Source organism: Cytobacillus depressus (assembly GCF_008923245.1).
In the GTDB taxonomy this organism is placed as follows: domain Bacteria; phylum Bacillota; class Bacilli; order Bacillales; family Cytobacillaceae; genus Cytobacillus; species Cytobacillus depressus.
This window is the reverse complement of sequence record NZ_WBOS01000005.1, coordinates 66,696-79,474: the sequence shown is the minus strand read 5'-3', so window position 1 is coordinate 79,474 and position 12,779 is coordinate 66,696. Positions and strand designations below refer to the sequence as shown.

Sequence of the window (12,779 nt, the reverse complement as noted above, 5' to 3'; positions counted from 1 at the left end):
ATGGGGTAAACGAAGGGGGATATCAAAATATGAGTATAGTAAAAGCAACCTTAAATAACCTAGGATCCGTTGCAGAACTTTTTGATTTATACAGGATATTTTATAAGCAAAAGTCTGACATCGACGGCGCAAAGGATTTTATTAAAGAGAGATTAACCAGTGAAGATTCAGTTATTTTTATCGCTTTTGATGGGGGAAATCCTGTTGGCTTTGTTCAATTATATCCATCCTTTTCATCAGTCAGCATGAAACGATTATGGATTCTGAATGATCTATACGTAAAAGAAAGTGTACGCGGGAAAGGTTATGGTGAGAAATTAATAAAGCAAGCTATAAAATTTGCAAAGGATACAAAGGCTAAAGGGCTTCTTCTTGAAACAGCTGCAGATAATATCGATGCGCAAAAACTCTATGAAAAAGTTGGTTTTACCAAAGAAACTACATATTTTTACTTTTTTGCAATTTAATATTTACCATCACTATAAGGGAGAGATTTAGATGGGGGAAGATTGTTTTATTTGTAAAAAGCATAAGGGCGAGTTGCAAACATCTGGAACAGTCATCTACGAAGACGAATATCTGTATGTAGGACATATTGATAGTGAAGGAAAACCCAATTATTTAGGTCATCTTATGATAGATTTGAAGAGACATTTTCCTACTTTGGCAGAGTTAAATCCAGAAGAGGCAAAAGCTTTAGGAATGATGATGGCGAAAGTGAGTAAGGCGGTTAAAGAAACGGAAAACGCTGAGCATATTTATGCGGTTGTTTCTGGTAATGCCGTTCCACATTTGCATATGCACCTTGTAGCACGGTATCCTGACACTCCTGAACAATATTGGGGGCCGTTTGCGGTATATGATTCTCCGAATGCTCGAATGGGTGATAATAGTGAAGTTATAGAGTTATGTAATAGAATCAAGACTTTTCTAGAGACCAATTTATATGAGTAAGCATGGGGTAACCGAATTTAGTTGGGTTGGCAGCTCTTAGACGCACATCAAACGGCTGAAAGTGCAGAATTAGTGATCTCTACTTTTGAAATGTTGAAAGATGTTATAAGGAACCAGTTTGCTAAAACAATTAAAGAATCCTTTGAGAGAATAAGAGAATTAATATTAACAACACTGAATAGTCCTGCTTTCAAAGAGGCTTGTCAAACAATTGAAGGAGAGACCGCTTGTTTGTTTGTAGTGAGGAGAGGCAAGTTTCTTTGGTGGTTTTCGATTGGCGACTGTGCACTCTATCTTTTTCACCCAGAATTATCGGCTCTGAATGAATATCAGCAAAACCATAGAAGTTTCTATGAATGGGTTGGGCGAGTTAATACTTTTGATTTGCCTGTTCCGTGCTACAGCGAGGGAAGAAAAGAGCTGAGAAAAGGGAAAAACCATCTTCTTCTAACTACTGATGGACTCATTGAATGTCCTAATACTGATTTTGGAAATCCAAAAGAAATATGCAAACCGTTTGAAAGTTATTCAAATGACGATAGCGTAAGGAATTTGCTGGAGGAAATAAAAGAAAAAAATGTACGTGACAGTACAACGATCATATCCTGGTTCGTACATATTGAACCGGCTGCTACCTTACCTAGCGATGCTAACGGGTAAAAAAAGGATGACGTATTCACGCCATTAAGTAGCGGAAATTCGTCACCTTTTTTTTCTCTATTAAGTTAGAAGTTACCCGAAAATAAGAATCACAATAAAATAAGCTACCATTGTAATTAAACCTAGTGGAACACCGAAGCGGGCCCATTCTTTACTCGTAATGTTTAATTTTCCAGCGGAGATGATATTCGGAATATTCCCAGGGATCAGCATACCGCCGCTAATCATTAATCCTAGTAAAATAGCTCTGATCGTTGGCTCGTCCATTCTTGGGCTAATTTCTGCCGCGGCAAGTGTCGCGTTATCCAAAATAGCAGAAATCATATTGATCCAATATAGCACTAAATGGCTAAGTCCCAGTAAATATGTTTCAATGAATGGTTCGAACCCAGCACCGAGCAGAGTAAGACCCATGACGAAAAGGTAGATTTTCACTGTGCGAATAATAATTTCTTTATAGCTTTCCTTTTCAAGGGATGCTGTTAATCCTTCTTTCCCTTTTTTAGGGTTAATTAATACTGCTGATAGAATTCCGAAAATGACAACAGCGATAATAACATCGACGCCAATAAGCCTAAATAAATAGAAGAAATCCTCATTTAATTTGCTGATGGCGATCGTTGAAAGCGGTTCCCCGATAGGCGTTAATGCAGCACCAAGTCCGATAGAGAAACAGGCTAGTACAACGAGACGAACCTCTGACTTACGGTCAAGACGAATGACGCTTACAATTACGACTAGAACAATAGCTGCGATAATCGCAGTGATTACACTAGAAATTAATCCGAGTACGATCGTAACTAATGCCAAAAATAAGCGAAACGGCATCATATTGCTTAAGCCCAGAATCCCTTTTTCGATCGGGTTTTGGCACCATCTAAAGATTAAGCCGGCTAATAGAACAGCAAGTGTAATATGTATTGGGTCTTCAAGAGCTTTTAAAAATAATTCTCCATTAAGAACCTGGCTGATTGCCGCTGCTGCTAAGCCCATTATAAATAAGAAAGCTTCGAGGTTATGTTCTACCTTTTTCACTGTAAATGGTAGGAATAATACTAATATTAGAACAATTGTAAGTCCAAGTATCATTCTGTTTGTCAGTCCTTTCTATAAAAAATGCCTCTATGTAATAAATAAACCATGTGCAAAATAGACAGAAAATTTCACCTATGGTAAGTAACAGTTTATATTATAACATGAATATCGAAATTTTCTGCAAGGATTTTTAATATTCTTATATTAAAATATTTTTGCGTTGTCTTGATAAAGGAACGAAAAAAGGGTGAGACATTCTCACCCTTAGAGTTATTCCAATAAATTATAGTGAATAATTGTGCTTCTTCCTTTATTATGGAAAATCATAATAAACAGAGGAACTGTAATGATAAATGAAATAAGAAATAGCAACAGGATTTCGGAGGAAAGGGTGAGCTTTTTATGGACATCGTTTTTATAGTGATCAAAGAAGGTTTGGACTTCATCATTACCAAAGACTTGGCTAGAGGCTAGAAATTCTTTATTATCTAAGTCATAATAGTAAAATTCCGTTTTTTCAAAGAAAAATAGACGATCGCGAATAAGCTTAAATTCCACGAAAGCAATGGCAAGATTTGCTTGATATTCTTCAATGACTTCTTCATTTTCCTCAGTTTTCGGGTCATCTTTCTTCGTTACCTTCAAGACTGTTCCTTGAAAATTCGAGCCATCCATTATTTTCACTGAATCTTGATGATAATAGTGCACCGTGTCTCTTAATTGTTCTTCTAATGCCTTTAAAAGTTCATTTTTATTATTTTCATCCATGCCATTTGCTTGAATGTGAAAGGGCATGATCCAGCCGAAACATGCAAGAGCGAAGCAGACAGTTATTAAAAAACGCTTTTTCATACTTTTTTCAGACCCCCTTTTGATGAAATGAATCAATGAATTTAGTATTATATCTATGCGCAAATAAAAAGGATTATACAATTCGTATCAGCTTTTCCAGTAAATCACCTTTCATTATGAAACATTCAACTATTGTCTAACTAAAGGGGTTCCGTAATAATAAAGAAGTGAAAAAATTTAGGTTATGAAGCGAATGGAGAAAAAATGAAAAATACATATTTTACTAGCTATTTTCCGTTGCTTTCCATCATCCTGTTTAGCCTTTCCCTTTCGATCAGATTTGAAAAAGTGCTGATTGAATTTCTAAAAAACTCGGGAATCTACGTGGGAATGCTGGAGTTTTTTTCTGAAGGCGGAATCAAGCTGTCATTATTAATCTTATTAATGCTGTTGTTTTTTATGGTTTTTGCTGCTCTGAAGCTTATTGCGGATACGATCAATGAATTATCTCTTTTATTTTTTTCGAAGGATTCTGAAGGGGAAAGCTTGAAACAAATACGCGGCGGAGCCATTATCATTTGTATCGGAAGTGCTTTGTCTTTAGTAAGTATGAATAGCTTTATTGGAATTGGCATCATTTTTGCGGCAGCCATCATTATTTATTTTTTGTATTTTGTATATAAGGTGAGCTCATCCCTGTCTGCTCTTGGGCTGATTGGACTGATCTTTTTTCAAGTGTTCTTTTGGTCATCATTTATTTTAGGAATTTTGTACTTAGCGCTGAAGGTTTATAACAGTATTATTGCTAGCTTGCCAATATAAAAGTTAGGAATCGGCGAGTGTGCCGATTCCTATTTTTGACCTCTTAGTTTGACATGATTTCCTTCCAAATAAGCTGCTGTGGGGCTCTTGATTGTAAATACGCAATATTTTCAGGCCGATCCTTTCCTACCCAAACGCCAGTTGTATATTGATCAGTCAAGCCGATGAACCAGTAATCTTTATAGTCATTAGTTGTACCTGTTTTCCCGCCCGCATATCCCGATGACAATTTGGCCTTCCGTGCTGTCCCTGCTTGAACTGTTTTTCTCATCAGCTGATTGACTTTATCTGTTGTTTCCTTGCTCCAAACTTGAATGGGCTCATCGTTCCATTGATATAAAACCTCTCCCTTTAAATTTGTTACTTTTACGATGGCTCTTGCCTGCTGATAAAAACCGTCGTTTGCAAAAACTGTGTAGGCAGAGGTTAGCTCAAGAGGCGTCATGCCATAGGAAAATCCTCCGATTGCTGCTGGGAGGGTTTGATCGGATTTAGATACTTTACTAAATTTAAAGTTTGCTAGATCCTGAAACCCATTCGAAATGCCAATAGAATCTAATATTCTTACAGCGGGTGTATTATAAGAGTGGATAAAGGCTTGCTCAATAGTGACCATTCCATATGTTCCACCGCTATAATTTTGCGGGCAATAGCCATTTTTACAAAAGGTATTGGCGTTCACTTTACTCCCTAAAGAGCCTTTAGTCCGCTCGAAATAGGGTGCGTAAACAAGAAGCGGCTTAATAGCAGAGCCCGGCTGCCTGTATGCTTGATATCCCCTATTAAAATCATATTTCTTATATGCCTTTCCTCCGACAAGGGCGACGAGCTGATTGTTTGCATGATCAATAACAGCCGCTGCCCCCTCCACTTCACGTTCAGGTAAAAACTGCATGACTGCTCGTTTCGCTTTCTCTTGAATGGCGTTGTCTAAAGCTGTTTCAATGATGATACCTGACTCCAATACATCCTCAACCCGCTCTTTAAGCTTATCAATTTGTTCATTTTTTCCATTCTCCGATTTAGCCTCAGAGATTTTTTCAGTAAATCCCTCTTGCTGTCCAACTAAATCTTTTAGCTCGTCTTCAACATATGTAACGTAGTCAGGATATCGGTCGATTCGCTTTTTTACCTGAAGATGAATTGGTTCATTCTTGATGATTTGCGCTTCATTAGGCTGGAGGAGCTGATGGCTCATTAATTGGTCGATTAGTCGTTCCTGCCTTGCTTTCGTCTGGTCAAAATGCTTCATAGGATTATAAAGCGTTGGATTGTTAGGAATGGCAGCCAGAAATGCAAGCTCCGCATTAGAAAGTTCATGAGTTTGTTTTTGAAAATAAACTTGGGCTGCTGCTTCGATTCCATATGCGCCATTTTGAAAATAAATGGCATTAATGTATTGGGTAAGAATCTCTTCTTTTGTATATTTGCGTTCAATTTCATATGCATATAAGAGCTCACTAAGCTTCCGATTATACGATTTTTCATTGTTCAAATATAGGTTTCTTGCAAGCTGCTGGGTAATGGTGCTACCCCCTTGTTTAATATTGTCCGCATTCATATTAACCGCAAAAGCACGGCCAATCGATGGTAAATCAAACCCAGCATGATCGTAAAAATGCTGATCCTCCGAAACGATTAATAAATCTTTTAAAAAAGCGGGAATCTCATCTGGCTGAAGGTTTAATCTGTTTTGTCGCCGTTGAATTTCGGAAATGATGGCGCCATTTTTTGCTTTTATATAAGAGTTTTGCGGCAAGTTCATATTCTGGATGTTTATCTTTTCATCTAAAACAGTATGTAAGCTTTGAACATGAGTAACCTCTTTCCCAGCCGCATAAATAAGCAGTAGAAAGCTTGGTACTAAGACGGCAATGATGAAGTAACCTGTTAATATACGCAATGGTTTTACGTTCCTTTCTAGGCGCTGGCACTTTTTCTCAAAATCTATTTTATTAAAATTCCTTTAAAAATGAAATTACCCAGAAAAATTAAAAAATTCCATGTTATAATAAAAGGAAATGATGTACGTGAATTTTGAAAAGTAAAAAAAGTGATGTTTGAGTTAGAGTATTGCCTAGCTCCAGCGCATAGCCCCACGAGGTCATAAGCCAAACCCTTACGAAAGGAAAGAACACCTTTCGCAAGGATTCGTCTTATGCTTGTCGGGGCTGATCAGGGCGCTTACGCATTTCTAAGAAAGTAGGTGTAATGGTGGGGGAGGAGCACCGATACTTATTTATTGATTTTGAATTTACTATGCCTGAAAAGAGCGGACGATACAAAGGCTTTTATCCGGAAATTATTGAAGCAGGCATTGTTTCCGTGTCAAATGACCAAATCCGTGATAAATTTTCTTCCTATGTTACTCCAGTTCGATTCCCGATACTATCTGAACGCTGCAAATCATTCCTTCATATTTCGCAAGAACAAGTGGATCAAGGGATAACATTTCTAGAGCTGATCAAAAAAATGAAAGAATTGAGCGGAAATTATCCATGTACCATTATTACATGGGGAAATATGGATATGAAAGTGCTGCGCAATAATTGTCAGCAGGTCGGACTCCCATTTCCTTTTAAAGGAAAGGAGATTGATTTATCAATGGAATACAAAAGATTTTTCGGCGATCAGAATCAAACAGGATTATGGAAAGCGGTCCAGGAATACGGGAAAGAAGGCACAGGGAAACATCATCGCGCCTTAGATGATGCGATGACTACTTACAATATTTTCAGACTTGTAGAAAAGGATAAAAGGTATTTGGAAAAACCAGAACCGACGACCATTGGGGAGCGCGTGGATCTTTCAAAGCTTTTAAACAAATTCGCATAAAAAGCCAAATCGTTCATCAGTCGATTTGGCTTTTTATGTTGATTACAAGGTACTCCAGCTGATTATTGGAAATAATCTTTTTCAAGTGTTTCCGCATTTTTTAGACTTCTCATCGCCCATGCAGAGTGATCGTCCTTAAGCTCCTGTTTCATTTTCTCTAATGCTGCTTTTAACGAAGCTATATATTCCGGAATTTCGCCTTCAAATCGTTTAACCATTTGTTTTGGGACATTCGTTTGTTCTTTGTAAGCTAACGCGCGGCGTTCATGAAACATAGGCACATCGGCATTTTTAGGATTATGTAAATCACCTTGCATCGGATGTTTGCCAACCGCCAGCACACGGACTAAATAATGCTGTGGCCGAATATCTGTTACTTCCCCAATATACTTTCCTGTCTTATAAATAGCTGTTACTTGATCGCCTATTTTAATATCTGACATCAATTAATCTCCTTCCTGCAGAAATTCTTATATTATCTCATATTATCGCTTACCTAGTTGGAAAAACAAAGTGCAAAAAAGATATAAATCATGTAAGCTTAAGAAAGAAAATTGGAAAGAGATAATGGAGGAAGAAGAGAATGAAAATTAAATTATTTGCCCCATTACTTATCTTAATGCTTATTTTATCCGCATGTGGGACAAGCACGGGGAACGGTGATAAAACAGATGCCCCGGAAAACACGTCAGAAAATAAAAAAACAGAAAGCAAAAATACAAATGATAATAACAGTTCAGAATATCCACAATTAACAAATGAAGTTCAAGAGAATGAAAGATTAGTTGTAATGGAAACGTCCATGGGGACTATTAAAATTAAGCTTTTTCCACAATATGCACCAAAGGCTGTTGAAAACTTTATTACTCATAGTAAAGATGGATACTATGATGGAGTGACCTTCCACCGGGTGATGAATGAGTTTATGATTCAAGGCGGTGATCCTCTCGGAAATGGACAAGGTGGAGAAAGTATTTACGGTGCTCCTTTTGAAGATGAGTTTTCGAACAAGCTTTATAATCTTCGCGGTGCTTTGTCAATGGCTAACTCAGGTCCAAATACGAACGGTAGCCAATTTTTCATCGTTCAGAACAGCAAGATGGATGACGGATTAAAGGAGCAGATGGAGGAAGCAGGGTTTCCGGAAGAAATTATTAAAGCTTACGTTGATGGCGGCGCTCCATGGCTTGATTTTAAACATACTGTTTTCGGACAAGTGATCGAAGGCATGGATGTTGTGGATAAAATTGCAAGCGTCGAAACAGGGGAAGCGTATAAGCCGGTTAAAGATGTGATCATTAAAAAAATTAAAGTCCTTAAATAAGAAGATTCCTTCTTTTGGCTAATAGGAAAGTTTATATTTATTAATGTACTATAGTAATCTTGAAACTTAGAATAAATTTCTGCTAATAATATCGCATAAGTAAAACTAAGCATTCACCAAAAAGGACTTGGCGAACGCCGAGTTTTTCTAACGAAAAAGTTGGAACAGCCTGTTAATGCTGATATAATAACATATTGAACCACTGCTATATGCAGAAAGGATAGGATCATATGTTGGAATGGTATGTAATATCTTTGTTTTTATATTTCCCTCAAGATAAATCAGAGTATTTTCCAGCAGCGATTAGCTTTACGATCTTTTTCATTTTATGTGTGCTGACCTTCCGTTGGATTTTACGCGTTTCTAAACGTCAAACGATTAAGGCGAAAGAGCTCGAGGATCGCATTATGAATCAAGTGAATCAAACAGATGAGAAAATCTAGAATATGCAGACCAAAGGACCAAATCGACTGTTGATTTGGTCGTTTTTGTTTATGGGAGGTTACTTTGGGGATACTAAAGGGAGAAACTGTTTGATAGGAGATTTTTTACCATGAAAAAGGCTTGGTTGTTACTCCCTTTTCTTATCTTGACAGGGTGTACCGAAAAACAGATTAGAAATCTTGATGTTGAAATGTATAATTCGGCTGGGGATTCATTAGGTAAGATTCATTTAGAGGAACAGGCTAAAGGAGTTAAACTGAAGTTAGATTTAAAGGGATTGCCTCCAGGTGAGCATGCCATGCATATCCATGATAAAGGAAAATGCGAGGGCCCTGATTTCAAGTCGGCGGGCAATCATTTTAACCCAGATGAAAAGGAACATGGACTGCTTCATCCAAAGGGAGCCCATGCAGGTGACTTACCTAACCTTATCGTTAAGGAAGACGGTAAAGTAAAGTTGGATATTATGGCGCCGCAAGTCACGCTGAAAGAAGGTAAAAAAACATCATTAATATCAAAGGATGGGACTTCTATTGTCATCCATGAAGGGAAGGATGACGGAATGACGCAGCCTTCTGGGGATTCTGGCGATCGAATCGCCTGTGGAGCTATCTCTAAGGAAAAAAAGAAAAAGTAATAGGAAAAGACCTTTCTAAAAAAGGAAAGGTCTTCTTTAGCTGTTGAGAAGGGGATTGAAAATTTCGTATTTTTTCTTTATTCGTTATGCAAATGCCTTTTTCAATCTCTCTAAACCGTCTAGCAAAATTTCTCGTGGACAGGCGATATTCATGCGGACAAAGCCTTCCCCGCCAGTTCCATATTTCGTTCCCGGTTCTAATGCAAGCTTACCTTTATATAATAATCGTTCTTTTATTTCTTGATCGTCCAGTCCAAGCTCACGACAATCTAACCATAATAAATATGTTCCTTCTGGCTCCATCACCTTAATGGTAGGCACGTGTTCTTGAATGAAGGATTTCGCTGTTTGAACATTTTCATGAACATAAGTTAGCAGCTCATCAAGCCAATCTTCTCCGAATTGATAAGCGGCCTCCATGCCGATTGACCCAAAAGTTGGCAATCGAGAATAGCCTTGCTTATGCTGAACCTCTTCAAAAGCTCTTCGGAGTTTCTTATTCGCTGTAATGACAGCGGAGGCTTGAAGTCCGGCTAAGTTGAATGTTTTCGTAGGTGCCACACAGGTAATAACGATGTCGCTAAATTTATCATCTAATGCTGCTATTGGAATATGCTTATGTGGGCCGAAAACGAGATCCGAATGGATTTCATCCGAAAGAATGAGACAATTATATTGATAGCAAAGCTCACCCATTTTATGTAATTCCTCTTTTGACCATACTCGGCCGCCGGGGTTATGAGGATTGCATAAAAGGAATAATTTAACCCCTTCTTTCAACTTGTCTTCAAAATCATTGAAATCAATTTCAAATCGATTGTTTATTAGTTTTAGGGGAGAATTAACAAGCTCCCGATTATTTTGACTAATCATGCCGAAGAAAGGTGCGTAAACCGGTGATTGCAGCATAACCTTATCTCCTGGAGATGTAAACGCCTCAATCGCAGCAGCAATGGAAGGAACGACTCCGTGATTGTATAGCATCCAGTCAGTATCAATTGACCAGTTATGCTTTTTCTCAAGCCATTGCTTAATACTTTCGGCTGTAGAATCTGTTGTGAATGAATAACCATAAATCCCATGATTTACTCTTTCTTGAATCGCTTCTTTTACTTCAATTGGCGGCTCGAAATCCATATCGGCTACCCACATTGGTAAGACATCGCTCGTGCCAAATACCTCCTTCGTTAATTCCCATTTAACAGAAGAGGTGTTTTCGCGTTGAATGATTTGATCAAAGTTAAACTTCTTCATTTCTTTCCCCACCTTTTCATCTATATGTACTTTACTCTATAATAAAGGATAGGAGAAAAAAGTAAAATTAAAAGGTGATTACATGCAGGTTCAACAAATAAACTTACAGCTCGTCGATACAATAAACGAATGGGATCCTTTCCAAATCGGTGCCGGAAATTATGATACGGAAATTGCGGATATTGTTCAGGCAGTCCATGATTTATATGATCAAAACAAGCTTGCGAGGAAGATTCAGGCGATATTTGAATTTTCTTTTGAAAAGCTCATTCCACTTACCGAATGCAAAGAAGTGGCCGGCAGACTTCTTGCTATTAAAGACGGGGGAGCGTGCTCCATTTAAAGAAGGGTGACTATATTTCATAGTCACCCTTTGTCAGTAATAAATTCCTTTATATAATGAAATACTTCCTCTGGTCTTTCCTCTGGAATGAGATGTCCAGTTTCCTTTAAAACGATCAGCTTCGATTTTTTCAAATCCTTATGTAATTGTTTGCCTATTTCTAGCGGCACTACTTGGTCTTGCTCTCCCCAAATTAATAGGCAGGGCACTCGGAGCTCGTTTAAGATGTCTTTTGACAAATCGCCTTCCCGGTCTCGAATCAGCTTTGTTAAGGCAAAAAATATATCGTCTTTTAAAAAAGGAGCTAAATATCCTTCTTCCATTTCTTTATCAATAATGGATTGGTTGTAAACAACAAAGCGTAAATTATTTTCTAATCCTGAACGCTCGAGCCGCCGCTTTACGAAGCGATGGAATTGCGGCAGGCAGCTGGCAAGAATTAATAATGGTTTTGATTTTTTCATGTACCCAGAGCTGCAGAGAAGAATGACTCCTTGTACTAAATCTGGACGGATATTTGCTGTATTCAGGGCTATTTGACCGCCCATGGAATGACCAAGCAAAGTAATCTTAGTTAAATGCAAGCTTTCAACGAGCTGTATCACTGTGTTGGCAAGGTTTTCAAAAGAATATCGATATCGGCGCGATTTTCCGCTTTTTCCAAAAGGGGGCAGGTCAATAGAAATGACATTATACTCTTTTTGTAAAAAAGGAATAAGCCGCCGAAAGCTAAAGCTAGAGGAAAGAAAGCCGTGCATAAGAATGATGGTTTCTTTTGCGGATTGTTGGTGCAGATAGCTTTCGTAATAGATATCATTTCCGTTTATATGGACGTACTTTCCGTCATTTGCATTCTCCATTATAATCTCCTCATAAAACATTCTTATTTTCAATCATGCCGAAAAAACAAAAAAAGGACAACCCAGAGGATTGTCACTTCAAAAAGGGGGAATACTAGAAAGTCTTTACCCTCATCATGTCCACATTGCCTTCATTTTATACTTTAATCATTAGCGAATTAATCTTTCACGATCAAATTAAATAATAATACTCATATAGTGCAAAATAGAAGATAACTCCAACAAGCATAATAAAAGCTAATTATCTGGACGTATGAATTTGATTTACTTTTGAAAAAGCGCTTAAACTATGGTATAATTTTTAATTGCGAATAAATAGGATAAAATTAATAGAAATTAGGAGTGTTTTCATGTCTGAAAAAATCGAAGTAGGTAGCGTGATTAAAGGGAAGGTGACTGGAGTTCAGCATTATGGTGCATTTGTAGCCTTGAATGAAAATACTCAAGGGCTTGTCCATATTTCTGAGGTGACTCACGGTTTTGTAAAAGATATTAATGAACATCTTAAAGTTGGAGATGAAGTAGAAGTTAAAGTATTATCAGTTGATGAAGCATCAGGAAAAATTGGCTTATCCATCCGTGCAACACAGGAAGCACCAGCTGTTGCAGATGTGAAGGCTAAAAAGCCTCGTAAACGTCCAGCTGCTCCAATCCAAGTGGAAAACGATTCAGCACAAGGATTTAATACGCTAAAGGATAAACTGCAAGAGTGGATCGATCAGTCCCAACGTGATGACTTAATTAAAAAATAATGTACAAAATAGAAACCGAGCTGAAAGGCTCGGTTTCTATTTTTTTAGCTTCTGTTTTTAAGAATAT

Annotated in this window: 16 protein-coding genes; 10 read left to right on the top strand and 6 right to left on the bottom strand. The window is 37.7% G+C overall.

Going from position 1 to position 12,779, the window contains the following annotated elements; genetic code table 11:
* Nucleotides 1–29: 29 nt before the first annotated feature.
* From F7731_RS13130 to F7731_RS13120, 3 genes are read left to right on the top strand one after another with little or no spacing between them, the layout of a single operon-like run.
* Complete coding sequence (locus F7731_RS13130) at nucleotides 30–467, top strand: GNAT family N-acetyltransferase (RefSeq protein ID WP_151535249.1); 438 nt, start codon at nucleotides 30–32, stop codon at nucleotides 465–467.
* A 31-nt stretch (nucleotides 468–498) separates the two neighbouring features.
* Nucleotides 499–954, top strand: coding sequence for an HIT family protein (locus F7731_RS13125; protein ID WP_151535248.1), 456 nt, complete (start codon nucleotides 499–501; stop codon nucleotides 952–954).
* Between the two features lie 21 nt (nucleotides 955–975).
* Complete coding sequence (locus F7731_RS13120) at nucleotides 976–1,614, top strand: PP2C family serine/threonine-protein phosphatase (protein ID WP_246197208.1); 639 nt, start codon at nucleotides 976–978, stop codon at nucleotides 1,612–1,614.
* 72 nt (nucleotides 1,615–1,686) lie between these two features.
* On the opposite strand, the gene F7731_RS13115 is transcribed toward F7731_RS13120, so the two are convergent.
* Both F7731_RS13115 and F7731_RS13110 read right to left on the bottom strand, forming a co-directional pair.
* Nucleotides 1,687–2,703, bottom strand: coding sequence for a DUF1646 family protein (locus tag F7731_RS13115; RefSeq protein ID WP_151535247.1), 1,017 nt, complete (start codon nucleotides 2,701–2,703; stop codon nucleotides 1,687–1,689).
* 216 nt (nucleotides 2,704–2,919) lie between these two features.
* Nucleotides 2,920–3,501, bottom strand: a complete 582-nt coding sequence (locus F7731_RS13110; protein WP_151535246.1) for a hypothetical protein — start codon at nucleotides 3,499–3,501, stop codon at nucleotides 2,920–2,922.
* A gap of 204 nt (nucleotides 3,502–3,705) precedes the next feature.
* Here F7731_RS13110 and F7731_RS13105 point away from each other — a divergent pair, with 204 nt between their 5' ends.
* Entirely contained in the window at nucleotides 3,706–4,263 is a 558-nt protein-coding gene (locus tag F7731_RS13105; RefSeq protein ID WP_151535245.1) for a DUF5366 family protein, read from the top strand.
* A gap of 43 nt (nucleotides 4,264–4,306) precedes the next feature.
* Here F7731_RS13105 and F7731_RS13100 read toward each other — a convergent pair whose 3' ends face one another.
* Nucleotides 4,307–6,166 carry a transglycosylase domain-containing protein gene (locus F7731_RS13100; RefSeq protein WP_151535244.1) on the bottom strand — a complete coding sequence of 620 codons (1,860 nt, stop codon included), beginning with the start codon at nucleotides 6,164–6,166 and terminating at the stop codon, nucleotides 4,307–4,309.
* Nucleotides 6,167–6,477: 311 nt separating this feature from the next.
* Here F7731_RS13100 and kapD point away from each other — a divergent pair, with 311 nt between their 5' ends.
* Complete coding sequence (kapD, locus tag F7731_RS13095) at nucleotides 6,478–7,098, top strand: 3'-5' exonuclease KapD (RefSeq protein WP_151535243.1); 621 nt, start codon at nucleotides 6,478–6,480, stop codon at nucleotides 7,096–7,098.
* Nucleotides 7,099–7,160: 62 nt separating this feature from the next.
* On the opposite strand, the gene kapB is transcribed toward kapD, so the two are convergent.
* The gene (gene kapB, locus F7731_RS13090; RefSeq protein ID WP_151535242.1) at nucleotides 7,161–7,541 is read right to left on the bottom strand and encodes a kinase-associated lipoprotein KapB; all 381 of its coding nucleotides are present in this window, start codon (nucleotides 7,539–7,541) and stop codon (nucleotides 7,161–7,163) included.
* Nucleotides 7,542–7,681: 140 nt separating this feature from the next.
* Here kapB and F7731_RS13085 point away from each other — a divergent pair, with 140 nt between their 5' ends.
* From F7731_RS13085 to F7731_RS13075, 3 genes are all read left to right on the top strand, one after another.
* Nucleotides 7,682–8,422: a peptidylprolyl isomerase gene (locus tag F7731_RS13085; RefSeq protein ID WP_151535241.1), complete on the top strand. Its 741-nt coding sequence runs from the start codon at nucleotides 7,682–7,684 to the stop codon at nucleotides 8,420–8,422.
* Between the two features lie 230 nt (nucleotides 8,423–8,652).
* The gene (locus tag F7731_RS13080; protein WP_151535240.1) at nucleotides 8,653–8,865 is read left to right on the top strand and encodes a hypothetical protein; all 213 of its coding nucleotides are present in this window, start codon (nucleotides 8,653–8,655) and stop codon (nucleotides 8,863–8,865) included.
* A 110-nt stretch (nucleotides 8,866–8,975) separates the two neighbouring features.
* Nucleotides 8,976–9,503 carry a superoxide dismutase family protein gene (locus F7731_RS13075; protein WP_151535239.1) on the top strand — a complete coding sequence of 176 codons (528 nt, stop codon included), beginning with the start codon at nucleotides 8,976–8,978 and terminating at the stop codon, nucleotides 9,501–9,503.
* Nucleotides 9,504–9,587: 84 nt separating this feature from the next.
* On the opposite strand, the gene F7731_RS13070 is transcribed toward F7731_RS13075, so the two are convergent.
* Nucleotides 9,588–10,757, bottom strand: a complete 1,170-nt coding sequence (locus tag F7731_RS13070; protein WP_151535238.1) for a MalY/PatB family protein — start codon at nucleotides 10,755–10,757, stop codon at nucleotides 9,588–9,590.
* Nucleotides 10,758–10,839: 82 nt separating this feature from the next.
* On the opposite strand from F7731_RS13070, the gene F7731_RS13065 reads away from it, so the two are divergent.
* Complete coding sequence (locus F7731_RS13065) at nucleotides 10,840–11,100, top strand: DUF1871 family protein (RefSeq protein WP_151535237.1); 261 nt, start codon at nucleotides 10,840–10,842, stop codon at nucleotides 11,098–11,100.
* A gap of 23 nt (nucleotides 11,101–11,123) precedes the next feature.
* Here the strand turns inward: F7731_RS13065 and F7731_RS13060 are convergent, their stop codons facing one another.
* A complete protein-coding gene (locus F7731_RS13060) occupies nucleotides 11,124–11,960 on the bottom strand; it encodes an alpha/beta fold hydrolase (protein WP_151535236.1) in 837 nt (278 codons plus the stop codon).
* Nucleotides 11,961–12,310: 350 nt separating this feature from the next.
* On the opposite strand from F7731_RS13060, the gene yugI reads away from it, so the two are divergent.
* Nucleotides 12,311–12,712, top strand: coding sequence for a S1 domain-containing post-transcriptional regulator GSP13 (yugI, locus tag F7731_RS13055; protein WP_151535235.1), 402 nt, complete (start codon nucleotides 12,311–12,313; stop codon nucleotides 12,710–12,712).
* Nucleotides 12,713–12,779: the final 67 nt, after the last annotated feature.